Origin of the sequence: Aeromonas sp. 30P, from assembly GCF_051919805.1 — a bacterium.
GTDB lineage: Bacteria > Pseudomonadota > Gammaproteobacteria > Enterobacterales > Aeromonadaceae > Aeromonas > Aeromonas veronii.
In genome coordinates this window covers 949,291-970,179 of sequence record NZ_JBQBEA010000001.1, presented here as the reverse complement: position 1 = coordinate 970,179, position 20,889 = coordinate 949,291, and the positions used below count along the sequence as shown (strand labels likewise).

Sequence of the window (20,889 nt, the reverse complement as noted above, 5' to 3'; positions counted from 1 at the left end):
TTTTGCCGGTTGGCAAGCTAACATGCGAGCCGGATAAGAATTTTACCCGCTCACCTACCCACACGCTTTTGTCAGCAGTCACAAGGACGCCATCATGCCCCGTTTTGTTCTGATCACCGGTTGTTCCAGCGGTATTGGCCTCGCCGCCGCACAGGCGCTGGGGCAGCACGGTTTTACCGTGATCGCCTCGGCACGCAAGGCGGAAGATGTGGCCCGTTTGCAGCAACAGGGATTGCTGGCGGTACAGCTGGATCTGGCGGACCCTGCTTCCATCGAGCTGGGTGCCAGTGCGGCGCTCCATCTGGCGGGCGGGCGCCTCTATGGCCTGTTCAACAATGGCGCTTATGGCCAACCCGGGGCGCTGGAAGATCTGCCCACCGAGGCGCTCAGGGAACAATTCAATACCAACCTGTTTGGCTGGCACCATCTGATCCGTCAGGTGCTGCCGCCGATGCTGGAGGCCAAAGAGGGGAGGATAGTGCAGAACAGCTCGGTTCTGGGGCTGGTTGCCATGAAGTATCGCGGCGCCTACAACGCCAGCAAGTTTGCGCTGGAAGGTTATAGCGACACTCTGCGCCTTGAACTGGCGGGTAGCGGGGTACATATCAGCCTGATTGAACCGGGCCCCATCGATACCCGTTTTCGTGCCAATGCCCGCAGCGCCTTCTTGCGGCACATCGATCCGGCCCAGAGCCGTCATCAGTCGGCCTACCGCCAGACCCTGACGCGGCTGGAAAAAGAGGGGGCCACCAGCGGCTTTACCCTCCCGAGCGAAGCCTGCCTACCGCCGCTGCTCCATGCGCTGACCCACGCCCATCCCAAGGCACGCTATCCGGTGACCACTCCAACCCGGCTGTTTGCCTTCCTGCGACGGGTATTGCCCACTCGCTGGCTCGATAAACTGCTGGCCAAATCGGCCTGACCCCTTGATTGGCGCTAAGCATCCGGCCACCCGGGTGGAGTAGCCGGGTAACGACGTCACCCGACCCGCCAACCTTGTTTATCCCCCTCTTCAATAGTGCTCACCATTGCTGTAGTAGGCACTCTTGACCAAGGGAATCACCTGCACCACCACATAGGTCTGCTCCCCCAGCACCTGCTTCAAATGGCGCGTGATAAGGCGCGCGGCAGCGTCCTGCATCTCCTGCGGCCGTTCGAACCAGTGCAACTCGACAAACGGAAATCCCGCCTCTGGCTCGCCGTTGCGGATCCAGCGGCTCTCCACCCGCTCCATGGTGACAAACTCCGGCTTGCCGCCGGTCAGCTCGCAAAGCTCGGCCAGCAGCGGACCGCTCACCTGTTGCAGGGTCTCGAGCGCCACGGCGCGAAAACGAAGATGGGGCATGGCAAACCTCTTGGTTATCTGAAATGAGGACTTATCATAGGGGTTATTGTCAGCAAGAGAAGTCACCCGGCGCATATTAAGGATCCCCATGAGATTTCATCGCCCCCTCTTTACCTTCCTGCTCTGCCTGCTGCTACCGCTGCACGCCTTTGCCGATCCCGCCTTCTATCGGGTGAGCAAGGGCAACCAGCAACACTGGCTGCTGGGCTCCATCCATGCGGGCAAGCCTTCCCTCTATCCTCTGCCCGAGCCGGTGGAGCGTGCCTGGCTGCAGAGTCGCGCACTGGTGATGGAGGTGGACATGAACAGCATCACGCCGGATCAGTGGCAACAAACCGGCTCCCTCACCCGACTGGTGGATGGCAAGCCGCTCAAGGATCATCTGCCTGCCGAGCTCTATCAACGCACCCTGATGGCAGGTGCCCGCTATGGCATCGACGAGGCTACCCTCGCCACCCTGCGCCCCTGGTTTGCCGCCATTACCCTGACCCAGGCCGCCATGGCCCGCTCCGACTTCAAAAGTGAACTCGGGATAGACCAGCACTTTGCCACCCGGGCCGCCAAAGAGGGCAAACCGGTAGTGGGTTTTGAAACCCTGCTGGAGCAGCTCGGTTATCTGGCCAGCGTGGGTGACAACCAGACCCTGATGCTCGCCAGCACCCTGGATGAGCTACCGATGCTGGAGAGTGGTTTCGCCGCCGTGATGAAGGCGTGGCAGCAGGGAGATGAGGCGACGCTTATCAATCTGCTCAAGGAGGAGATGGCTCCCCCCCCGCTGCAAAGCTGGATGGAGCAGACCCTGCTGGCCGAGCGCAATCACAACTGGCTGAAGAAATGGTCCACCCTGCCCAATGAGAGCTTTATCGTGGTAGGCGCCCTGCATCTTTATGGCGAGCAGGGGTTGCTGGCGTTGCTGGAGCAGCAAGGGTGGCGCATTACCCCGCTCACCACACCGGGCCCTGTGCAGGCTCGGTAGCAAGGAGTCCAGTGAGAACGATCACAGATTGCACTGGTTATTAAACAACCTGCAAGGGAGTTGATCGGGATCATCCCGGACAGGGCAAAGAGGTATTTATCATGCCTGTCATTAACCGGGTGACAGGAGCAATAAAATGGACTTTTGGCTGGACCTGATGTTTGGCAACAGCGTGGGATTGATGTCGATGCTGGTGATTATCGGCACCTTCTTGCTCATCAGCTCTTACGCGGCCTACTTCATCTACAAGGTGATGCACTCGCAACCGCCTCATTCACAGCAACCCCATTCTCAACAGCCCAAAGAGGGAAAATAATCCTCTGACCACAGGCGGCAGTTCACACTGACCGCCTGTGCTGTTTTATGGTTCGCGACTGTGCTTCCCGGGCCAGGCAGCACCAGTGTCCATGCCGGGCGCCCCTTATCCCCTCCCCCTTTCCCCGTTTTCTGTGCCGGTTGCGGCCGTTATAATGGCCCCCACTTTTTTTTATGGGGAGCCTGCCGTGTCTCATAACGACGAACTCTCGCTATTCATGAATGAAGTGGCCGACGTGCGGCCCATTCGCAGCGACAATATCCATCCCCATGCGGCCAAATCCGCCCCGACCGAGGCGCAGCTCGCTCGCCGTCAGGCTGCCACCGCCGAGCAACTCGCCCTCGACCACCTCACCATGGAGGCCATCGAGATGCGCGATCCGCACGAAATCGTCGGCTTCAAGCGTGATGGGGTGCAGGAGGGGGTCTACAAGAAGCTGCGGCTCGGCAAATACGAGCTGCAGGCCAGCCTGGACTTGCACCAGAAAACCCTCAATGAGGCACGTCAGACGCTGGTGCAGTTCATTGCGGATTGTGAAGTCCGGGATATCCGCTGCCTGCTGATCCTGCACGGCAAGGGGGAGCGCAGCACCCCGCGTGCCCTGCTGAAAAGCTATGTGAGCGCCTGGTTGCCGCAACTGCCCGCCGTCATGGCGATCCACAGCGCCGAGCGTCGCCACGGCGGCAGCGGTGCCCTCTATGTGCTGCTGCGCAAAAGCGAACGCAAAAAAGCGGAAAACCGCGAGCGGCACCAGAAGCGGCTCGGCTAACCCGCCTCTCGCCACTACGCCTTTGGCCCACCTGCATGATGGTGGTCAACGATGCGGTGGCGGTGTTAGCATCGAACGGCCCCGATCATGCCAGGTACGGGGCGGCATACCATCAGGGACGATAACAAGGACAATCCCATGTCATATCAAAAGCTTGAACAACATCAGCAACAGATCCACCGCTTTAGCCACCTCACCGCCATCTGTGGCTGGGATCAGGCGGCCATGATGCCGGAAGGGGGCAACGATGCCCGCGCCGAAGCGATGGCCGAACTCGGTCTGCTGATCCACCAAAAGCGCACCGCTCCCGAGCTGGGCGACTGGATTGCCAAGGCCGAGAGCGAACCGCTCGATGAAGTGCAACGTGCCAACCTCGGCGAGATCAAGCGCCAATGGCAAGATGCCAGCCTGCTGCCCGGTGAGCTGGTCGAAGCGCTGTCGCTCGCTGGCAGCAAGTGCGAGCACGCCTGGCGCAGCCAGCGCAAGAACAACGACTGGGCCGGCTTTGCCCCCAATCTCGAGGAGGTGGTGAAACTCTCCCGTGAAGTAGCGCAACTGCGGGCCGATGCGCTTGGCGTGCGCCCCTACGACGCCATGCTGGCCCTCTATGAGCCGGGCATGACCAGCGCACGGCTCGATCAGATCTTCGGCGATCTCGCCAGCTGGCTGCCGGCTCTTATCCAGACCGTGAGTGAACAGCAGAAGGGCGATGCCCTGTTGCTGCCGCAAGGCCCCTTCCCCATACCGACCCAGCAGGCGCTCGGTCAGGAGGTGATGGGACTGCTCGGCTTTGATTTCGCCCATGGCCGGCTCGATGTGAGCAGCCACCCCTTCTGCGGCGGCGTGCCGACCGACGTGCGGATCACCACCCGCTATAACGAGCAGGAGTTTGTCTCCAGCCTGATGGGCATAGTGCACGAAACCGGTCACGCCCGTTACGAGCAGGGGCTGCCGCGTCATCTACAGGGTCAGCCGGTGGCCGAGGCCCGCTCCATGGCGATCCACGAGAGCCAGAGCCTGTTTTGCGAGATGCAGCTGGGGCATCATCCGGCCTTCCTCGCGCTGCTGGCGCCACGCATTCGTCACCACTTCGGCGAGCAGGCGGCGTTTGCGCCGGACAATCTGGCCAGGCTCTACAGCCGGGTCGAGCCGGGCTTTATCCGGGTCGATGCGGACGAGGTGACCTATCCGGCCCACGTTATCCTGCGCTACGAGCTGGAGCGCGATCTGGTGGAAGGGAAGATCGAGGTGGCCGACATCCCCGAGCTGTGGGACGCCAAGATGCAGCAGTGGCTGGGGCTCTCCACCAAGGGCAACTACCGCAATGGCTGCATGCAGGATATTCACTGGACCGACGGCTCGTTCGGCTACTTCCCGAGCTACACCCTGGGCGCCATGTATGCCGCCCAGCTGCGCTTTGCCCTCGAGAAAGAGCTGGGCAGCATGGGTGAGGTGATCGCGGCGGGCCGCCTGCCGGAGATCTTCGGCTGGCTCGGACGCAACATCTGGTCACAGGGGAGTCTGCACAGTACCGACGAGCTGGTGCGCCGCGCCACCGGTGAAGCGCTCAACCCACACTGGCTGCGCCAGCATCTGGAACAGCGCTACCTGAAGTAATGAGCGCAGTAAGCTAACAGCAGAACGGGACCCTTTTTAGTTGACCACTACAGGGCCCCGTTTTTATGGCGGTTCATTTTTATGGCGATGCATGGCACAGCACGCCGTCACGGCAATGCTGTAAAAAGAGAGGGTTCAGAGGGGGTCCGGGGAACCCAGCAACTCGCGCAGTTGCAGGATATTGCCCTCCGGGTCGAAGGCGTTGCGCACCACAAAGCCGGGCCCTGTCCACTGCTGTGGCAGCAAACCGCCGCCGAGATCCGCCGCCTTCGCTTCCGCCCAGGCGAGGCTGGATACGGTGAAGAACAGCTTGATGGCCCCCTCTTCCCGCAGTGCTGGCGGCCGCTTGATAACGACTTGCCCGGCATAAGGCTCAGGAATGGCATGGATCAGCAGCTGGATATCGCTGTTTTCCAGCACCACCAACTGCTCATCCTGACTGCAGACCACCATCTGCAGCAAGGTACGGTAAAAGTGGGTCAGCAGGCCCGGATCCTTGGCATAGATCAGGGCACCGGCGCGAGCGGGGCCTGGCATGGAGCACTCCTCAACAGTGAACGGCTGGGTGGACAGATCTCCACCTTCTCACAGTTGCGTGCCCCATTCGATCCTTTTTAGCGGCTCACCAGCCTCACTGAACAAAGTGCCACTGCCGCAGTGCCAGTGTCGGAGGTAGCCCCTGATCATTCCCCAAATCTGCCATGCCCAGCGCCTCGTCATAGTGCACCCCGCCCGCACCGCTCTCGGTCAAGTGTTTTGCACGCACCGCCCCGTACAAACCGCCACTTCCGCTGATCTTCATCTCGGTCAGCGGGGCATAGAGGGCGGCATAGAGCGGGGTATTGCCCGACAGCTTGATCCCATCCTTGCCGCTATACGCGGAATAGATGGAGATAGCGGGCGTACCGCCAGCGGTCAGCCCCTGTTTGGCTGCCGTCACCTCGGCACCGGCCCCGAGATCGACCTTGCCGCTGACGATCAGGGTCAGGCTGCTCCCCTCGCTCACCGTCAACTTGTTGCTGCCAGTCATGGTGAAATCCTTGTCGATCAGCAGCACCACATCCCCCTTGATGGTGAGACTGGCATCGGCCCCCATATTGAGGCTGTCGAGCTGATAAATGGTCTGCTCCTTGCCAAACAACTCCCCCTTGCCGGGTAGCGGTAGCCCGGGCTTGTGCTGGTTGCTGCTGGTGACCGAGCCGGTGGCGGGATCTGTGGTCAGCACCATCTGCTGGGTGGCGCCCAGCGTCAGGGGGCCATTGATGGGCAGCGTTGCAGGGGGGAACGATTTGGGCAACGCGGCCACATTGAGCGGGTCACACACCTGCCCGGCCACAGGTGGCAGCTTGGGATCATTGCGATACTCGGGATCCAGATACTTCTGGTTCGCCTGATCTTTAAAAAAGCCAGCACCACCATAACTGAGTTTGCCGCTGTCGATACTGGTACCCCAGTCCATGGAGACATTGCCATTGACCGCCACCTGACCACCGATGCGCCCCCCTTTCAGGGTCAAACTGCCGCCCCCTTTCACATTGCCGGAGACCCGGACAATCTTGTCCGAAGAGGGGGAGATAATGACGTCGCTCCCGGCATTCACGTTGCCGGAGATGGGAGAAGATCCGTTCAGGGTCACGGAGCCGGTCGCCCGTACATCGCCCCAAATTGGCGAATTGCCGTCGAGCACCACATTGGCCTTGTCACTGACGGTCGCCACCTTGGCATTCTGGTTAATGTTGGTGCCGCCATATTTGCCCTTGCGCGAGTCATAGCTGTCGATAAAACCGCTACCGGAGAGGCTCAGCCCTTCACACGCCACCACCGAATCCTGAAAGATGAGATTGCCGGGCTCACGCTTGAGGGCAAACAGCGCGTTGAGGCTGGCATTTCCCTCCAGATAGCGGCCATGGCTCTGCAACGCCAGCTTGCTGCCGGTGGCGGCATCCAACTGCTCGATGCTGAAGCGGCTGCCCGCCATGGCCCCTTCGCCCTTGCTTGGCACCTTCTGCACCAGTTGAGCCCACTCTATCCGTGGTTCAACGCCAAGCGCCTGATGCAGGGCGCGATAACTCTTTCATCCCCTGCTCGGCACTGAGCTGCGCATTGATCTTCTTGTGAAAATTGCCGCTCAGGCGAGTCTGCAACTGGTTCTCCTGAATGCTGCTAAACACCAGCAGACTCGACAGCAGGCTCACCACCAGCACCACCAGCAGTACGGCTCCCCGCTGCCCCTGCAATCCCTTGTTCATCCCGCTCCTCCTGCTGTAGCGTTGGCACCGGATGTGGCCAGTGCTGCTGCCCAGACCGCCTTGCGGCGGGCCACCTGCACCTCTACTCCCGGTGCCAGATAGCTCGGCAGCCCTTCGGGCAAGATGCGGATATTGACCAGTGCACCCTGCTGGCCGAATTCAAGACCCTGAAGATGGGCCAGCAACAGGCGCGGACCATCTCCGTCATCGCAACTGAGCACCGGCGGTGTGAAGCGGTACTGCTCGGTAAAATCGGCGGTTTTCTGGTTGCCAAGGCAGGAGAGCACCTGACTGCCCCCCTCTACCTTGAAGGCCAGCGTCAGGCGATCAGGGGTCACGGCTATCAGCTGATCCGCCTGCTTGATGCTGTTGGTAAAGGTGAGAGTGGCAAAGCGCAATACTTCGTTCGCCTGCTCCAGCGCCTTGCTCTGCTCGACCGTGCTCTTGATCGGGGCGTAACCGGCAAAAATCGCCAGCATCAGCATCAGACCGAGCACCATGGAGATCATCAGCTCGACAAGACTGACACCTCGTTGCCGGGAGGGGACGCTCAGCATAAAGGCGGAAATCCTGCGTTCAGCTCCACCCGCTTGGCGCCGGAGACCCGCTCATCCTGCCACTCGATAGCGACCACAAAGTTGTCGCTATAACGGTTCGGTAGCACCAGCCGATGACCCTCGTGCAGGGTGAAGCGGGCAAGAAAATCGGCTTGGGTGAACCGCTCGGGCTTGCGCTGCACTTCACACAGCGAGCTCCAGATCTGCTCCACGCTGTTGCTCGCCTCGATCGTGGCCAGCGTGCTCTGCAAACTGTAATGCGCCTGCTGCAACGAGACCACCTGCCCCTTGGCGAGACTGAGAAACACCATCACCGCCAACACCATGGAAACCATGATCTCCACCAGATTGAAACCCTGCTGGCGGGCAAGTGCGGCGTATCTCATGAGCAGCTCCCTTGCAGCAGCTGGCCGCTCGGGGCCACGCAGAGCACCCGCTGCTCACCGAGGCGATTGGCCAGAATGATCTCGGCGTGGCTGCTGCTGCCAGTTGGCGCGATCTGGATGGGGTCAAACGGCTTGATCACCACGCCGCCACCGGGAGCTGATGCCTGACGCAACCGCTGGCTGTCGGCCATCACCTCCCAGCCACCGTTCTCGGTGCCCTGCAGCACCACCGGCAGGGTCAGCTTGACCGCTTCACTGCGGGCAAAACGGTAGGCAGACGCGAGTTCGGTCGCGCTGCGATCGAGCCGTTCGGCCGCGAGGCGCTGACTCATGGAGGGCAACCCGACCAATAGCAAGATGGCGGCTATACCGACCGTGATCATCAACTCAATCAGAGTAAATCCGCGCACATTCATCTTATGATCCCCAGCAGTCATGGCGATTGGCCGCGCGATAACCGGTCTGATCGAGGGTCAGAGTGCCGCACTCATCCTGTTGTCGCGTCGTTGGAATGGCTTTAAGCAGGTAGTCGCCAGCATCTTGCTGGCTGTAGCTGAACTGGTAGAAATCCGTGTTGGAAGGGGTAGCAAACGTGTCTGGATAACGGCCCTGTTGGGTATAGATACGTTCGAGGGCGAGCGCCTGCTCCAGCAATTGCTGCTGCGCTTCGTAACGACGTCCCTGTTGCAGATAACCCTGATACGCTGGCAACGCGATGGCCGCGAGAATGCTGACAACCGTCATGGCGATCAACAACTCGATCAGACTAAACCCCCGGCAATGGGGCCATGCCTTACAGTCGTTCACTTATCATCCTTGGCAAGTGTTGTTGTTATTGGTCGGCCCTGGGCCGCAAATGCGATGACTTAATAATCATCAAAAATTAACTGACTCGATTGAACAACACAAAATCGCCACACTCAATGTAAAAAAGATAGTTATGTGATCTGTTATTAATTTTTAAGCAGTTTTCGCCGCCACTAATCTCGCTAAGCAAATAAAGCTAAGCCAATCGTGCCTACGAACCGTCCGTTATGATCCCTTCTGTCGAGCCGAGACATATGAATAACAGCGTGACGAAGAGTGAAACCCGGCCGTGCAACGAAAGAGCAAAAAACCTTTCGCCAACTTTTGTTATTCCTGTCCGTTTCTGGCTAGTCACGGCCTCCGAACCCCCTTACTCTCTTGCCATCTATTCCAGCAAAGCCGCCCACACCATGAATGCAAAGCCCAGCCCAGAGTCGTCACAAAATGAGGTGATCAACACCCTCAGCCGTGAGCAGTGTCACGCCGCACGGCTCGCTCGCGACGCTCGCTTTGATGGCCGCTTCTTTACCGGCGTACTCTCGACCGGTATCTACTGCCGGCCTGTCTGCCCGGCACGGCCACCCCACGAGCACAACGTGCGCTACTTCCAAAGCGCCGCTGCCGCCGAGCAGTATGGGCTGCGACCCTGCCTGCGCTGCCGCCCTGAGCTGGCCCCCGCCGCCCGTGGCGATCTGCCGGTTGAACTGGCTCGCCTGCTGGCGCGTATCGATCGCGGCGAGCTGGCTGAGGGCACGCTCGCCAAACTGGCCACTGAGGCAGGGATCAGCGAACGCACCCTGCGCCGCCAGTTCGAGCAATATCTCGGCGCCTCACCAAAACAGGTGGAGCAGACGCGCCGCCTGCTGCTCGCGAAACGGCTGCTGACTGAAACCGGGCTGCCCATTACCGACATCGCGTTTGCCGCCGGTTTTGCCAGTATCCGCCGCTTCAATGACGCCTGGCTCAACGCCTACGGACTGGCCCCACGCTCCCTGCGCCAGCAGGAGCAGCACGCTGACGCGCCAGAGCACATGAGCGCGCAGCCCCGCGGCGCAACCCTGACACAGCAACTGCCCTACCGCCCCCCATATGACGTGGCAGCCATGCTGGCGTTCTACCGGCTGCGGGCGATCCCCGGGCTGGAGCGGGTGGATGGTGAGGTGTATGAGCGGCGCTACCGGGTCGGCGATCAGGTCGCGCTGGTACGCATCGCGCAGGGCAAGGGACATAGCCTGCAGCTCACCGTCCATGATCTGCCGCTCGCAGCGCTACCCGATTTGCTCTATCGGGTGCGCAGGATGTGGGATCTCGATGCAGATATGCAGCGGATCGGTGATCTGCTCGGTCAGGATCCGCTGCTCGCCCGCTTGCAGGCGCGCTGGCCCGGCGTGCGACTGCCGGGTGGCTGGGACGAATACGAGGTGATGCTGCGCGCCATCGTCGGCCAGCAGGTGTCGGTCAAGGGAGCCATCACCATACTCGGGCGACTGGTAGCCCGTACCGAGGCGCAATTCGGGGTGGCGCAACTACCGACCCCCGCCCAGTTGTGCGAACTCGATCTCGACGGTATCGGCATGCCCGGCAGCCGTATTCGCACCCTGCGCGGAGTGGCGCAGGCGCTGGCCAGTGGCGAGCTGACCCTCACGACAGCCAGTGACGAGCAGTTGCTGGCGCTGCCGGGTATAGGCCCCTGGACGGTCTCTTACTGGCGGCTGCGTTGCGGGCTGGATACCGATGCCTTCCCCGCCTCCGATCTGGTGCTGCAAAAGGCACTCGGCGGCGGCACCAAGCTGCCGGTAAAAGAGGTGTTGGCGCAAAGCGCAGCATGGCAGCCGTGGCGCAGCTATGCGGCCAGCTGGCTGTGGCATGCCATGAGTGCAGCGCCCGATTTTCTGATCCATGCCACTAGCAACGAAAACCAGCCGGATAACCAACAACAGGAGATAACCCCATGATCCGCTACGATATCCTGCCGACCCGCTGCGGCGAGCTGCTGGTCGCCATCAATGAATCTGGTCTGGTGCACGTAGACTTTGTGGCGGGCCTGCGGGCACTGCCCGATATGAGTGGCTGGCAGCAAGATCACGGAGCACTGGCCCCCTTCCTCGCCGAATTTGACGCCTATTTTGCCGGTCGCTTGCAGCGCTTCTCCCTGCCCCTTGCCGCCCGTGGCACCGCCTTTCAGCAGGCGGTGTGGCAAGCGCTGTGCGACATCCCCTACGGCGAGACCCGCAGCTACAGCGATATTGCCCGCGCCATCGGCAAACCCGATGCGGTACGGGCAGTGGGCGCGGCGAATGGCCGCAATCCGCTCTCGATAATCGTTCCCTGCCATCGGGTGATCGGCCAAAACGGCAGCCTGACCGGCTATGCGGGGGGATTGGAGATTAAAAAAGCACTGCTGGCGCTGGAGAGGGGCAATTAAAGGAGTCTGAGTAGAGCGCCTGCGATAAAAAATTGCCCCTTTCCGGACTGAGAAAGGGGCTCATTGATCAGCGTTTCAGGCTGCCCATAACATGCATTTCGCAGCGATTGCAGTCAAAACGCAGGCGGAAGGTGTCTTTACCCATCTTGAGCTCCAGCGGCTCTGCCTTGAGACCTGGCACCTCGTTCGGGCAGAGGTTCTGGCTATAGCGGATGCAATGCTTGGTGATCATCAGCACCACTTCCCGCTCCTCCTTGTTCGCCTCATAGGCGGGAGCAATCCGCTCCACCCCATGTTCGCGGAAGAACTGCTCGGCGGCGCTGTTAAGCACATTGCCAAGGTAGGAGAGACGGTGCTGGGGATAGCTGATATCCCGCAGGGCGATGCGTCGCTCGGGGCGCTGGTAGCTGGCCACCCGCGCGGCCTCCAGCGCAGCGATACCATCCCGGCGCAAACCGTTGAGCTGTGATGCGGCGATAAATAGCGGGTGAGTGAATGCCAACTCAATCTTGCGCGCCACAAACAGGGTATTGCCGAGTTTGCCAAGCTGATCCCGCGCCTGTTGCAGCGCCCGCTCCGGGTTGTCGGCAGGCTGTTTGTCGCAAGGCAGGGTCACCGCGGCACTGATGCCCTGCTCGTCGGTGAGCGTGAGAATCACGCCCTCATCGCACTCAGCCAGCACCATATCGACCCGGATGCGGCGATCCGCGCTCGCCTTCTCCAGCATCTTGCTGAACGCCTGATCGTGGTTGCGGTAGATTTCAGTCCCCACCTTTAGCCCAGGCATGCGTTCTGACAGGAGTAACTGCTTACCTTCGACCTTGTTGAGGCGCATCCCCACCAGCTCGTTGTTCGGCTTGAAGAAGCCCAGACCGTCGCCGTTGTTGAGGGTGACCTGTCTGCCATCAATCTCGATACCGTCACGGGTCACCTTGGTGACACGCCCCAGCGGTTCACCCACATATTTCGGGCTTTTGGTGGAATCGATCCCCTGCTGGCGGCCATGGAGGAAGTAGTCTGTGCTGCCGCGGTTGAAGCTCTTCTTGGGGTCAGGCGTGAAGCTGTAGTTGCAACGGCCAGCAGAGGCAGCCACCAAATCGGAGCGACTATCCAGAATGGCGTCCAGCTTCTGCCGATACCAGGCGGTGACGTTCTTGACGTAGTCGAGCCCCTTGAGGCGCCCTTCAATCTTGAAGGAGCGGATCCCCGCCTCGATCAAGGCCTCCAGGTTGTCTGTCTGATCCATATCCTTGAGTGACAGCAGGTGGCTGTCGGCCACCAGCACTTCACCGTCCGGCTTTTGCAGCGAGCAGGGCAAGCGACAGAGCTGGGCACACTCGCCACGGTTGGCACTGCGGCCGGTACGGGCATGGCTGATATTGCACTGGCCGCTGTAGGAGACACAGAGCGCGCCGTGGATAAAGAACTCCAGCTGCACATTGGTCGCCGCGCTGATCTCGCGGATCTGCGCAAGAGACAGTTCGCGCGCCAGCACCACCTGAGAGAAACCCACATCCTGCAGAAACTTCACCTTCTCCGGCGTGCGGTTGTCGGTCTGGGTACTGGCATGGAGCGCGATGGGAGGCAAATCCAGCGCCAGCAGTCCCATATCCTGCACGATGAGCGCATCGGCACCGGCTTCGTAGATCTGGTGGGTCAGGCGCCGGGCCTGCTCCAGCTCATGATCGTGCAGCAGGGTGTTGAAGGCGACAAAGACCTGGGCGCCGAAACGGTGGGCGTGACGTGCCAGCGCTTCGATATCCTCGATGGAGTTGCCCGCAGCGCTGCGGGCGCCAAAGGCAGGGCCGCCCATGTAGACGGCATCGGCGCCATGGTTGATGGCTTCGATGCCGTAGGCGAGGTTCTTGGCCGGAGCCAGCAGCTCCAACCGGTTGTTATGGCTTAACGGGTGCTTGTTCTGGTGCATGGTCTCGGGATCAGGGCGGACAGCAAATGGGCGCTACTCTAGCCCATTCACCACCCGCATGCCTTGATCCCGCTTAAGGTATCCGCAAAATGCAGGATTAGATAACCACCTTGAGTGCCAGTCCCAGCAGCACCAAGCCACTCACTTTATCGATCACAAAGGATTTGGCTTTAAGCCACGCCAGTACAGGCCCGCGCGAGAGTACCAGCGCCACCAGCACGTACCAGACGGCATCGATCCCGCCAGCGGTGAGCATCATGATGCCCCCTTCGCTCCAGCCGGTATCGGCCCGCACAAACTGGCTGAACAGTGCGATGAAGAAAACCGCCAGCTGGGGGTTAAGGAAGGCCACCATAAAACCTTCAAAGGCCCCTTGCCGACCACGCAGTTGATGCACCTCTTCCCTCGCTTCGCCGCTGGCTGGTTTTGCCAGCAGGGCTTTCACCCCGAGCCAGGCAAGAAATGCGGCGCCGCCGTAGCGGATCAGATCAAACAGGATCGGGGTCTGGGTGATCAAAATGGAGAGGCCGAGCGCCGTGACCAGCGCATAGATACCAACCCCGAAGCCGTGGCCGAGCGCAGTGGCGACACCATGCCCCTGTCCGCCCTGCACAGTGTTGCGGATGATCAGTGCCAGACTCGGCCCCGGGCTGATGGCGCCCATCACGCAGATTGCGGCCAGTGCCAACCAACTCGTCAGTTCCATGCTTTTCCTCTTTTGTGCTCGATATGATGACCTGCACTCAGGGTACGGGCTGACTCATTATGCCAGTAGTGAAAGTTATGAATAGATTCCATAGCTAATGGCTATAGTGCCACACAACTGACTGGGCTAACCGCCGAGATCGAGCAGCTTGCGACTCTCGCCGACGGTACGTTGCAGGTGATCCCGCAGGAAGGGGTAGGCCAGTTCGCGAAACCAGCGGTGAGCCGGATCCTGATGGTGGCGCTGATGCCACAGCAGATGATACTGCTGGTCGCGGGTAGCAAATGGCAGATCGACAAAGGTGAGCTCATGGCCACAGGATAGCTGCCAGGCGATATGGGCCGGGGTGGTCATCAGGCAATCGGTGCGCAGCAACACCTCCACTGCCGCCTGAAAGAAGGGGACTCTGGCAAACCAGCGCCGACTCAGTCCCTGCGGCGCCAACACCTGCTCAACCGGACTGTCCTTGTCCCCTCCCCCGCTCACCTGCAGGTGAGGCCAGGCGAGATAGTCATCGAGACTCAGCGCCTTGCCTGCCAGCGGGTGATGACGTCCCATCAACACCGCCAGCCGATCCTCCCCCTGATGCAGACCGCGGATCTGCTCCGGTACCTGCTCGGTGATGGTAGAGACCAGATCCAGTTCGGACTGCCACAACTGCGGCAGCTGACGTTTGTCCCACAGGCTGTACTCCAGCGCCGCCAACGGCGCCTCTTTGGCGAGCGCGGCACAGATATCGGGCAGGATATGCTGGGCCACATAATCGGAGGAGGCGAGCCGAAATACCCGCTCGCAGCGGCTCGGGTCAAATCCGGGCGCCTCGTAGAGCCGCTCCAGCACACCGAGAGAATCCGCCAGCTGGGCGGCCAACAGTTCGGCCCGTGGCGTCAGCAGCCAGCGTTGCCCCTCCCGCACCAGCAACTCGTCGTCAAACTCGCTGCGCAACTGGGCAAGCTGCTTGCTGATGGAGGGCTGGCTCAGGTGCAGCAGCTCGGCGGCGCGGCTGATATTGCGGGTCTCCAGCAGCACCTTGAGGGTCGGCAACAAGTTGAGATTGGCTCTGAGCAAGGAGATACCCTCATCGGTGGTAAAACGCCTATCTTAGGGCAGAGGAGTCCCGCGTTTTAAGCAAAATTTCCAGCCATGCTCAGCACGTTGCAGCCCTTTGCGACCAGATGGCACCGCGGATCCCCCCGCACATAACCATGACCACAAGATGACAGTGGTTGTCTCGTACGGCATAATTGCACGATTTTCCGCCCGCGGGCGATCCACTTTGAGAAGCGGTAACAAGATGAAATACGCCAATATCACCGGCTGGGGCAAATGCCTGCCTCCCTCCGTGCTGACCAACGACGACCTCAGCACCATCATGGATACGTCAGACGAGTGGATCTATCCGCGCACCGGCATCAAGGCCCGCCGGATCTCCCATGTCAGCACCTCGGATCTCGCCACCCTGGCCGGTCGCCGCGCGCTGGCTTGTGCCGGTCTGGAAGCGAGCGACCTCGATGGCATCATCCTGGCGACCGCCACCCCGGACAACCTGCTGCCAAGTGCCGCCTCTGCCGTGCAGAAGAAACTGGGCGCCGTCAATGCCGCCGTGTTCGACCTCAACGCGGCCTGCACCGGTTTCGTCTACTCCCTCTCCGTCGCAACCTCGCTGGTGCAGACTGGCATGATGAAGAAGGTGCTGGTGATCGGCGCCGAGCGCCTCACCTACCTGCTGGACTGGGCACGCCGCGATACCGCCGTGCTGTTTGGCGATGGTGCTGGTGCCGTAGTAATCGAGGCGAGCGAGCAGGAGTGTGGCCTGATCGCCAACAAGCTGGGCTGTGACAGCGAAGCGCGTGAGATCCTGCACGTACCAAACTTCGGTACCGATCGGGTGCGTTTTGCCGATATCGATGGGCTGTTCACCTTCAACTTCGAAGGGCCGGAGATCTTCAAACGCGCCGTTCGCGGCATGGGGGAAGCCACCAGCACTGTGCTGGCGCAGGCCGGTATTGCACCGGAGCAGGTCGACCTGATCGTGCCGCACCAGGCCAATATCCGCATCATCGAGACCCTCGCCAAACGGATGAATGCGCCGATGGAGAAGGTGATGGTCAACATCGAAAACTACGGCAACACCTCCGCAGCCACTGTGCCCATCGCCCTTTGCGAAGCGCTGGAGCAGGGCCGCGTCAAGCCGAACTCCTATCTGCTGACCGCCGCTTTCGGTGCCGGCCTGACTTGGGGTGCCGCCATCATCAAGTGGGGCGATCGCGTCACCCCCATCAAGGCGTGCGATGCCGAACTGCCCCCGTGCGACCAGAGCGCACTGGAACTGATTGCTCACGCCGTGGAAGGTTGCCAGAAGGCTCACGCCAACGAGGCGTGATCCTCATCAGGAGCCTGAATCCTCAGGCTCCTTCTCTCCTTTTCATCCCCACCTAGCTCTGCCCCCCCACCTCGCAAGCCGCTTGATACGGCAATCGCTGATACAAACAACTCCGATTTGCAGCCAATTAATTTTTTTCCGCTAACCTTATTGTGCCAACTATAAATAAAGAAAAGAGCGTCAAGGGGCACCATGACTGTTTCGGTCCTGCGCCTTTACCTCTTACCAAATAATTGCACAGGGATAAGCTACGTATGGCACAACACAAAAGTGGCGTGAACACACCGCTTTGGGAACCGGTTTGCTGGATTTGCTGCATCGGGCTTGCTCTGCTGAGCTGCCTGTTGCTGCAGCTCGCCGATGCGCTGTCACCTCTCTACCTGCTGCTCAATGTGCTGGTTGGTATTGCCGCCGCGCTCTGGACATCGAGTCACTTCCACCAGCACACACTCCGACATCGTGCCGGAGAGGAACAAACCGTCGCTACCGATCCTCTCACCCACTCCATCATCGGGCTCGAACAGGTGTGTGAGAAGGCTCTACCTATCTGGTCCCAGCAAATTGAAAGCTCTCGTCAACAAACCGAAGCCGCGATGATTGACCTGACTCAACGCTTCAGCGGCTTGGCCAACAAGCTGGAAGAAGCTGTCAATGCTTCTCATCTGGCAGCGGGAGAACTGGGTGATGCCAATTCCCGTGGCATGGCTGGAGTCTTGAGCGAGAGCCAGCAGCAGCTCAATGAAGTGGTTGCCATCCTGCACTCCGCCCAGGCCAATCGGGACGCCATGCTGGGTGAGATAAAAAGCCTGACCACCTACACCATAGAGCTCAACACCATGGCCATGGATGTGGCCAAAATCGCCTCCCAGACCAACCTGCTGGCCCTCAACGCCGCCATTGAAGCGGCTCGTGCAGGGGAAGCAGGCCGTGGCTTTGCTGTGGTCGCTGATGAAGTGCGTAACCTCTCCCGCCTCTCCAGCGAAACCGCCCAGAAGATGACCGACAAGGTGGATACCATCAATACTGCTATCGGTCGCGCCTTCCAGATTGCCGAAAATGCTGCCGCACGGGATCACGCCTCGGCGCTCAATTCGGAGCAGACAATCGAACAGGTGCTGGCCCGTTTTCGCCATGCCACTGACAGCCTGGCGGAATCCGCATCCCTGCTGCAAAACGAGAGCACCGATATCCATCGCGAAATCTCCAGCGTCATTGTCTCGCTGCAATTTCAAGACAGGGTCAGCCAGATCCTCAGCCACGTCAGACAAAACATGGAGAGCCTCTCCAGCCATCTGGTTGCTTCGGAGCAGAGCAGCAATCCGACAGGGCCAATCCAGATCGATGCCAATCGCTGGCTAGCAGAGATGGAGCTCTCATACGCCACCGACGAACAGCGCAATATTCACCATGGTCGCACCACCCGTTCTGTCAACGCGCAACCAAGCAGCGCCGACATCACATTTTTCTAGGAGAGAGATATGGGCAAAACGATCCTGATCGTGGATGACTCGGCAACGATTCGCCAAGTCGTGGGCATGACCCTCAAGGGAGCCGGTTATGAGGTCATGGAAGCCTCTGACGGCAAAGATGCGCTCAACAAACTAGATGGCAAGAAGATCAACCTGATCATCAGTGACGTCAACATGCCGAACATGGATGGCATCACCTTCGTCAAAGAGGCCAAAAAGCTGGCCAACTACAAATTTACCCCTGTCATCATGCTGACCACCGAGTCTCAGGACAGCAAGAAGCAGGAGGGACAAGCCGCGGGAGCCAAAGCCTGGGTGGTCAAACCCTTCCAGCCCGAACAGATGCTGGCCGCAGTCGCCAAGCTCATCATGCCGTGATCCGGAGCGCATCATGCAACTACAGAGTGAGCTACTCGACAACAAGGTAGTGGTGACCATGCCGGACGAGATCACCATTTATACAGTCAGCGAGCTGAAAGATGCCCTCTCACCCTTATTGCATCAGGGGAACGAACTGGAGCTGAATCTGGCAGCGGTATCCGAGATAGACAGCGCAGGGCTGCAATTGCTGCTGGCAGCGAAGAAAACCGCTCTGCAGCAGGGCTCCTCCCTCGCGCTGGTCTGGCACAGCCATGTTGTGCTTGAACTGCTGGAGCTCTGCCAACTCTCGGCCTTTTTTGGCGACCCCACCCTCATCACCCATGGCGAACGGCCCTGAGCCACCATGACAAGGAGTCACCGTGAGCATCGATCTTGATCAGGCTTTACAAACCTATATCGCCGAGGCACGCGAGTTGCTTGAAGAGATGGAGTCAGCCCTTCTATCACTGGAATCTGACCCTGACAATAGCGAGCTGATTGGTGCAATCTTCCGTGCAGCTCATACCATCAAGGGGTCGGCTGGCCTGTTTGGTCTGCAACCCATCGTCGGGTTTACCCATATCGTCGAGGATCTGCTAGACCAGATCCGCAATCAGCAGCTCACCGTCACCTCTCCTCTGATCAAGGATCTGCTGGAGAGCTGTGACCACATCCAGACGCTCATCAGTGTCGTTGCAGAACAGGGCAGCACGTTAAGCGATGGCGATGCCAACCAGGATGAACGGCTAAGGCTCGCTCTCACCCGTCATCAGTGCGTCCCCCATGCCACGCTGCCAGATACTGTGCATATGCCGGAACCCAAGATCGAAAAAGAGGGAGGAATTACCAGCTCCGCCTCCCTGTGGCATATCTCCCTGCGTTTTGGCCCCGATGTGCTGCGTAATGGCATGGATCCGGCCGCATTTCTGCGCTATCTCGGCACCCTCGGAACCATATGCTCGGTGGAGACCATCCATCAGGCGTTACCGGATTGGGAACAGTTCGATCCGGAGAATTGCTACCTCGGCTACGAGATAGACTTCGACTCGCAGGCAGATAAGGCTGCCATCAGCGATGTTTTTGAATTTGTCAGAGATGACTGCCAGATCACCATCTTGCCGCCCCACAGCAAGATCGCCGAGTTCATCAACCTGATCGAGTCGCTACCGGAAGATAGCGCCATGCTGGGCCAGTTGCTGGTCAACACTGGCGCCCTGACTGCAGAGGAGTTAGCAAGCGGTCTGCAGGCACAACAAGCGACCCCGGCAGAGCAAGCGCCCAGACTCGGAGAAATCCTGATTGCGCAGGGTGCCGTCAACGAAGCCGTCGTCGATGCCGCCCTGAAAAAACAGAATCAGACCAAAGAGAGCAAGAGCAAAGAGGGCCGTTACGTCAGGGTGCATGCCGACAAGCTGGACGATCTAATCAATCTGGTCGGGGAGCTGGTCGTCGCCAGTTCAGGAGCCAATCTGCTGGCCCAACGCACCCGCGAAAGCCAACTGCAGGAAGCCACCTCAGTCATTGCCATGCTGGTGGAAGAGATCCGCGACAGTGCACTGCGCCTGCGCATGGTGCCTATCGGCGATACCTTCAACCGCTTCCAGCGGGTAGTGCGCGATGTCAGTCAGGAACTGAACAAGGATATCACTCTGGTGATCTCCGGTGCCGAGACTGAACTGGACAAGTCGGTGGTAGAGAAGATCGGCGATCCGCTGATGCATCTGGTCAGAAACTCGATGGATCATGGCATCGAATCGGCAGAGCAACGGCTGCTGGCAGGCAAATCCCCCCGTGGCACCCTGAATCTCAATGCCTATCACGACTCCAACAGTATCGTCATCGAAATTCGGGATGACGGCGCAGGTCTCAACAAAGCTAGGATCCAGCAAAAAGCCATCGAGCGCGGCCTGATCAGCCCAACCACCACGCTGACGGATCAGGAGATATACAACCTGATCTTCGAGCCGGGGTTCTCTACCGCCGAGGCGATAACCAACCTCTCCGGTCGCGGGGTGGGCATGGATGTCGTCAAACGCAACATCACTGCCCTGCGCGGCACGGTCGATCTGGACAGCATCCCGGGAAAAGGAACCCGTGTGCAGATCCGTCTGCCACTTACCCTTGCCATCATCGACGGCTTCCTGGTGCGAGTCTGCGATACCCACTACGTCATTCCCCTCGATATGGTGATCGAGTGCGTTGAATTGACCCAGAGTGCACTGGCCGATACCCAGGGTCGTAATTACATCAATTTGCGTGGCGAGGTGCTGCCCTTTATCCGCCTGCAACACTACTTCGATACCAATGGCAGCAAGGGGCGGCGCGAGAACATTGTCGTGGTCAGCCACGCAGGCAAAAAATCCGGACTGGTGGTGGATGAACTGCTGGGAGAATTCCAGACCGTCATCAAACCGTTGGGAAAATTGTTCCAGCGCCTGCAGGGCATCAGTGGCTCAACCATTCTGGGGGGGGGAGAGGTCGCCCTGATCCTCGACATTCCTTCGCTGATCCAGCACGCAATAACTCAGGAATCCTGTCAGCTCAACAGGTTGACAGTGTCGCGCAACCTGCCTCAATCCAGCATCAACTGAGGGGAC

23 protein-coding genes are annotated in these 20,889 nt (G+C 59.9%); 12 read left to right on the top strand and 11 right to left on the bottom strand.

Annotated elements, in window-relative coordinates; all coding sequences use genetic code 11:
- Positions 1–94: 94 nt before the first annotated feature.
- A complete protein-coding gene (locus ACTG2B_RS04675; RefSeq protein ID WP_064338633.1) occupies positions 95–922 on the top strand; it encodes an SDR family oxidoreductase in 828 nt (275 codons plus the stop codon).
- Positions 923–1,012: 90 nt separating this feature from the next.
- Here ACTG2B_RS04675 and ACTG2B_RS04670 read toward each other — a convergent pair whose 3' ends face one another.
- Positions 1,013–1,345, bottom strand: coding sequence for a DUF1904 family protein (locus ACTG2B_RS04670; RefSeq protein WP_439995274.1), 333 nt, complete (start codon positions 1,343–1,345; stop codon positions 1,013–1,015).
- A gap of 88 nt (positions 1,346–1,433) precedes the next feature.
- Between ACTG2B_RS04670 and ACTG2B_RS04665 the strand changes: the two genes are divergently transcribed.
- The 4 genes from ACTG2B_RS04665 to ACTG2B_RS04650 all read left to right on the top strand — a co-directional run bounded on the left by ACTG2B_RS04665 (position 1,434) and on the right by ACTG2B_RS04650 (position 5,023).
- Positions 1,434–2,321 (top strand): TraB/GumN family protein, encoded by an 888-nt coding sequence (locus tag ACTG2B_RS04665; protein ID WP_150390349.1) that lies wholly within the window; start codon positions 1,434–1,436, stop codon positions 2,319–2,321.
- Between the two features lie 136 nt (positions 2,322–2,457).
- Positions 2,458–2,637 carry a DUF3149 domain-containing protein gene (locus ACTG2B_RS04660; protein WP_005338733.1) on the top strand — a complete coding sequence of 60 codons (180 nt, stop codon included), beginning with the start codon at positions 2,458–2,460 and terminating at the stop codon, positions 2,635–2,637.
- Between the two features lie 187 nt (positions 2,638–2,824).
- On the top strand, positions 2,825–3,406 hold the full coding sequence (smrA, locus tag ACTG2B_RS04655) for a DNA endonuclease SmrA (protein WP_005338734.1): 582 nt from the start codon (positions 2,825–2,827) through the stop codon (positions 3,404–3,406).
- A gap of 138 nt (positions 3,407–3,544) precedes the next feature.
- Positions 3,545–5,023, top strand: a complete 1,479-nt coding sequence (locus ACTG2B_RS04650; protein ID WP_429202678.1) for a carboxypeptidase M32 — start codon at positions 3,545–3,547, stop codon at positions 5,021–5,023.
- 135 nt (positions 5,024–5,158) lie between these two features.
- Here ACTG2B_RS04650 and ACTG2B_RS04645 read toward each other — a convergent pair whose 3' ends face one another.
- The 7 genes from ACTG2B_RS04645 to ACTG2B_RS04615 form a co-directional block, all read right to left on the bottom strand.
- Positions 5,159–5,560, bottom strand: coding sequence for a VOC family protein (locus tag ACTG2B_RS04645; RefSeq protein WP_005338740.1), 402 nt, complete (start codon positions 5,558–5,560; stop codon positions 5,159–5,161).
- 94 nt (positions 5,561–5,654) lie between these two features.
- Positions 5,655–7,025, bottom strand: coding sequence for a DUF7305 domain-containing protein (locus tag ACTG2B_RS04640; RefSeq protein ID WP_439995273.1), 1,371 nt, complete (start codon positions 7,023–7,025; stop codon positions 5,655–5,657).
- Between the two features lie 34 nt (positions 7,026–7,059).
- Positions 7,060–7,272 carry a PilX N-terminal domain-containing pilus assembly protein gene (locus ACTG2B_RS04635; RefSeq protein WP_439995272.1) on the bottom strand — a complete coding sequence of 71 codons (213 nt, stop codon included), beginning with the start codon at positions 7,270–7,272 and terminating at the stop codon, positions 7,060–7,062.
- A complete protein-coding gene (locus tag ACTG2B_RS04630) occupies positions 7,269–7,829 on the bottom strand; it encodes a PilW family protein (protein ID WP_047439330.1) in 561 nt (186 codons plus the stop codon). Before ACTG2B_RS04630 ends, ACTG2B_RS04635 begins: the two co-directional genes overlap by 4 nt.
- Positions 7,823–8,215: a type IV pilus modification PilV family protein gene (locus ACTG2B_RS04625; RefSeq protein ID WP_439995271.1), complete on the bottom strand. Its 393-nt coding sequence runs from the start codon at positions 8,213–8,215 to the stop codon at positions 7,823–7,825. The genes ACTG2B_RS04630 and ACTG2B_RS04625 overlap by 7 nt, the downstream gene beginning before the upstream one ends.
- Positions 8,212–8,631, bottom strand: a complete 420-nt coding sequence (locus ACTG2B_RS04620) for a GspH/FimT family pseudopilin (protein WP_005349592.1) — start codon at positions 8,629–8,631, stop codon at positions 8,212–8,214. Before ACTG2B_RS04620 ends, ACTG2B_RS04625 begins: the two co-directional genes overlap by 4 nt.
- A 1-nt stretch (position 8,632) precedes the next feature.
- Entirely contained in the window at positions 8,633–9,022 is a 390-nt protein-coding gene (locus ACTG2B_RS04615) for a type IV pilin protein (RefSeq protein WP_005343572.1), read from the bottom strand.
- 410 nt (positions 9,023–9,432) lie between these two features.
- Here ACTG2B_RS04615 and ACTG2B_RS04610 point away from each other — a divergent pair, with 410 nt between their 5' ends.
- Positions 9,433–10,977: an AlkA N-terminal domain-containing protein gene (locus tag ACTG2B_RS04610; RefSeq protein WP_439995270.1), complete on the top strand. Its 1,545-nt coding sequence runs from the start codon at positions 9,433–9,435 to the stop codon at positions 10,975–10,977.
- On the top strand, positions 10,974–11,447 hold the full coding sequence (locus ACTG2B_RS04605; protein WP_021230358.1) for a methylated-DNA--[protein]-cysteine S-methyltransferase: 474 nt from the start codon (positions 10,974–10,976) through the stop codon (positions 11,445–11,447). Before ACTG2B_RS04610 ends, ACTG2B_RS04605 begins: the two co-directional genes overlap by 4 nt.
- Before the next feature lie 67 nt (positions 11,448–11,514).
- On the opposite strand, the gene ACTG2B_RS04600 is transcribed toward ACTG2B_RS04605, so the two are convergent.
- The 3 genes from ACTG2B_RS04600 to ACTG2B_RS04590 form a co-directional block, all read right to left on the bottom strand.
- Complete coding sequence (locus tag ACTG2B_RS04600; protein ID WP_429202689.1) at positions 11,515–13,374, bottom strand: peptidase U32 family protein; 1,860 nt, start codon at positions 13,372–13,374, stop codon at positions 11,515–11,517.
- 97 nt (positions 13,375–13,471) lie between these two features.
- The gene (locus ACTG2B_RS04595) at positions 13,472–14,080 is read right to left on the bottom strand and encodes a LysE family translocator (RefSeq protein WP_258720840.1); all 609 of its coding nucleotides are present in this window, start codon (positions 14,078–14,080) and stop codon (positions 13,472–13,474) included.
- 126 nt (positions 14,081–14,206) lie between these two features.
- On the bottom strand, positions 14,207–15,148 hold the full coding sequence (locus ACTG2B_RS04590) for a LysR family transcriptional regulator (RefSeq protein WP_258720839.1): 942 nt from the start codon (positions 15,146–15,148) through the stop codon (positions 14,207–14,209).
- A 226-nt stretch (positions 15,149–15,374) separates the two neighbouring features.
- Here ACTG2B_RS04590 and ACTG2B_RS04585 point away from each other — a divergent pair, with 226 nt between their 5' ends.
- The 5 genes from ACTG2B_RS04585 to ACTG2B_RS04565 all read left to right on the top strand — a co-directional run bounded on the left by ACTG2B_RS04585 (position 15,375) and on the right by ACTG2B_RS04565 (position 20,883).
- The gene (locus ACTG2B_RS04585) at positions 15,375–16,463 is read left to right on the top strand and encodes a ketoacyl-ACP synthase III (RefSeq protein ID WP_042080660.1); all 1,089 of its coding nucleotides are present in this window, start codon (positions 15,375–15,377) and stop codon (positions 16,461–16,463) included.
- 254 nt (positions 16,464–16,717) lie between these two features.
- Positions 16,718–17,932: a methyl-accepting chemotaxis protein gene (locus tag ACTG2B_RS04580; RefSeq protein WP_439995269.1), complete on the top strand. Its 1,215-nt coding sequence runs from the start codon at positions 16,718–16,720 to the stop codon at positions 17,930–17,932.
- 9 nt (positions 17,933–17,941) lie between these two features.
- On the top strand, positions 17,942–18,310 hold the full coding sequence (locus ACTG2B_RS04575; RefSeq protein ID WP_005338778.1) for a response regulator: 369 nt from the start codon (positions 17,942–17,944) through the stop codon (positions 18,308–18,310).
- Between the two features lie 13 nt (positions 18,311–18,323).
- Complete coding sequence (locus ACTG2B_RS04570; RefSeq protein WP_005358513.1) at positions 18,324–18,650, top strand: STAS domain-containing protein; 327 nt, start codon at positions 18,324–18,326, stop codon at positions 18,648–18,650.
- A 22-nt stretch (positions 18,651–18,672) separates the two neighbouring features.
- The gene (locus tag ACTG2B_RS04565; protein WP_439995268.1) at positions 18,673–20,883 is read left to right on the top strand and encodes a chemotaxis protein CheA; all 2,211 of its coding nucleotides are present in this window, start codon (positions 18,673–18,675) and stop codon (positions 20,881–20,883) included.
- Positions 20,884–20,889 lie beyond the last annotated feature (6 nt).

Excerpts from the sequence above, each read along its gene's own strand:
- ACTG2B_RS04675 (WP_064338633.1), top strand. The coding sequence starts at position 95 with ATGCCCCGTTTTGTTCTGATCACCGGTTGTTCCAGCGGTATTGGCCTC.
- ACTG2B_RS04670 (WP_439995274.1), bottom strand. The coding sequence starts at position 1,345 with ATGCCCCATCTTCGTTTTCGCGCCGTGGCGCTCGAGACCCTGCAACAG.
- ACTG2B_RS04665 (WP_150390349.1), top strand. The coding sequence starts at position 1,434 with ATGAGATTTCATCGCCCCCTCTTTACCTTCCTGCTCTGCCTGCTGCTA.
- ACTG2B_RS04660 (WP_005338733.1), top strand. The coding sequence starts at position 2,458 with ATGGACTTTTGGCTGGACCTGATGTTTGGCAACAGCGTGGGATTGATG.
- ACTG2B_RS04650 (WP_429202678.1), top strand. The coding sequence starts at position 3,545 with ATGTCATATCAAAAGCTTGAACAACATCAGCAACAGATCCACCGCTTT.
- ACTG2B_RS04645 (WP_005338740.1), bottom strand. The coding sequence starts at position 5,560 with ATGCCAGGCCCCGCTCGCGCCGGTGCCCTGATCTATGCCAAGGATCCG.
- ACTG2B_RS04635 (WP_439995272.1), bottom strand. The coding sequence starts at position 7,272 with ATGAACAAGGGATTGCAGGGGCAGCGGGGAGCCGTACTGCTGGTGGTG.
- ACTG2B_RS04630 (WP_047439330.1), bottom strand. The coding sequence starts at position 7,829 with ATGCTGAGCGTCCCCTCCCGGCAACGAGGTGTCAGTCTTGTCGAGCTG.
- ACTG2B_RS04625 (WP_439995271.1), bottom strand. The coding sequence starts at position 8,215 with ATGAGATACGCCGCACTTGCCCGCCAGCAGGGTTTCAATCTGGTGGAG.
- ACTG2B_RS04620 (WP_005349592.1), bottom strand. The coding sequence starts at position 8,631 with ATGAATGTGCGCGGATTTACTCTGATTGAGTTGATGATCACGGTCGGT.
- ACTG2B_RS04610 (WP_439995270.1), top strand. The coding sequence starts at position 9,433 with ATGAATGCAAAGCCCAGCCCAGAGTCGTCACAAAATGAGGTGATCAAC.
- ACTG2B_RS04605 (WP_021230358.1), top strand. The coding sequence starts at position 10,974 with ATGATCCGCTACGATATCCTGCCGACCCGCTGCGGCGAGCTGCTGGTC.
- ACTG2B_RS04600 (WP_429202689.1), bottom strand. The coding sequence starts at position 13,374 with ATGCACCAGAACAAGCACCCGTTAAGCCATAACAACCGGTTGGAGCTG.
- ACTG2B_RS04595 (WP_258720840.1), bottom strand. The coding sequence starts at position 14,080 with ATGGAACTGACGAGTTGGTTGGCACTGGCCGCAATCTGCGTGATGGGC.
- ACTG2B_RS04585 (WP_042080660.1), top strand. The coding sequence starts at position 15,375 with ATGAAATACGCCAATATCACCGGCTGGGGCAAATGCCTGCCTCCCTCC.
- ACTG2B_RS04580 (WP_439995269.1), top strand. The coding sequence starts at position 16,718 with ATGGCACAACACAAAAGTGGCGTGAACACACCGCTTTGGGAACCGGTT.
- ACTG2B_RS04575 (WP_005338778.1), top strand. The coding sequence starts at position 17,942 with ATGGGCAAAACGATCCTGATCGTGGATGACTCGGCAACGATTCGCCAA.
- ACTG2B_RS04570 (WP_005358513.1), top strand. The coding sequence starts at position 18,324 with ATGCAACTACAGAGTGAGCTACTCGACAACAAGGTAGTGGTGACCATG.